The following is a 1,364-nucleotide window of genomic DNA, read 5'->3' on the forward strand; positions in this document are numbered from 1 at the left end:
ATGATTCACCGGCACCTTTTTCTGTTTTTAACGACAAAAAAGGTCCGTGAACCCCTATAATTAAGTTACCACACCAAATAATAGGAGGATTCACGTGACCCAAACCCATTGTATTAAAAAAATACTCGGAATAAAAGACCCAAATATTTATTTAGAAGAAATTCCAATGGAATTTAAGACTATCAAACAAATCAATCATATTATCATACAGGGGAAGTTGACCTATACACCGCGTTGTTGTACCAATTGTGGTGTCATCAATCATTCTCATCACGACATTATTAAGAATGGAACGAAACTATCCACAATCAAGCTGACACACATTAATTTTCAACCGCTTCTTCTACGTCTAAAGAAACAACGTTTCTTGTGCAAGCATTGTGGCCAAACGTTTATCGCTGAAACACGGTTGGTTGAACGGCATTGTTTTATTTCCAACATCATCAAGCAGACGATTGCGATGGAATTACGTGAAATACAGTCCATGAAATTGGTAGCACAACATCTTTCTGTCTCTAATAGCACCGTTATCCGTGTGCTTGAAAAGGTCGCGGAGCCATTGGCTTCCAAGCATCTTTATTTACCTCAGCACCTCTCTATTGATGAATTTAAGTCTGTCAGGAATGTCTCGGGTGCTATGAGTTTCCTGTTTCTTGATGCCCAGAACCATCGGTTAATCGATGTCGTCGAAGACAGGAGAAAGGACCACTTGATTGATTACTTCATGCGATATCCAAAAGACTCCCGCTATAGTGTGAAGACCGTTACCATGGATATGTACTCGCCTTATCTGGAGGTGGTAAAAGCTTGTTTCCCAAAAGCCCATATTGTCATCGATCGCTTTCACATCGTGCAGCACCTGAATCGGGCTCTGAATACATTCCGAATTCGTGTGATGAATGAAATCCGCAGTAAAAGTGCGACAGATTATCGTAAGTTAAAGAAACAATGGAAGTTACTTTTGAAGAACGAATGGGAATTAAATTTTACCGATTACCAGACACATCGCCTTTATGACGGGCTTGTGACCGAAAAGATGATGGTTGATTATTTATTGTCTCTCAACCCGCGGTTGCGTCACGTCTATATGTTGGTAAACGATCTCCGCTTCGCACTCCATAACCATGATTTTGAACTGTTTAGAAATACCTTAGAAGAGTCCAGGAAATATGCATTACCAAGAAAAGTCCGTACAACCGTCCAGACTTTATTTAAGCATCGAGAAGGCATTCACAATGCCTGTTTATATACCCTCTCTAATGGAGCAATTGAAGGCGTTAATAATAAAATCAAGAACATTAAACGTTCTGGGTTTGGTTACCGAAATTATAGTCACCTGCGTGCGCGCATTCTCATCAGCTACC

General features: G+C 40.2%; 1 protein-coding gene. It reads left to right on the forward strand.

What is annotated here, in order from left to right; genetic code table 11:
• Positions 1 to 166: 166 nt before the first annotated feature.
• The coding region (locus tag ACTU7M_RS11430) for an ISL3 family transposase (RefSeq protein ID WP_443474524.1) at positions 167 to 1,364 on the forward strand (1,198 nt) is incomplete at its 3' end.

This window comes from Jeotgalibaca sp. A122 (assembly GCF_052266715.1).
Taxonomy (GTDB): domain Bacteria; phylum Bacillota; class Bacilli; order Lactobacillales; family Aerococcaceae; genus Jeotgalibaca.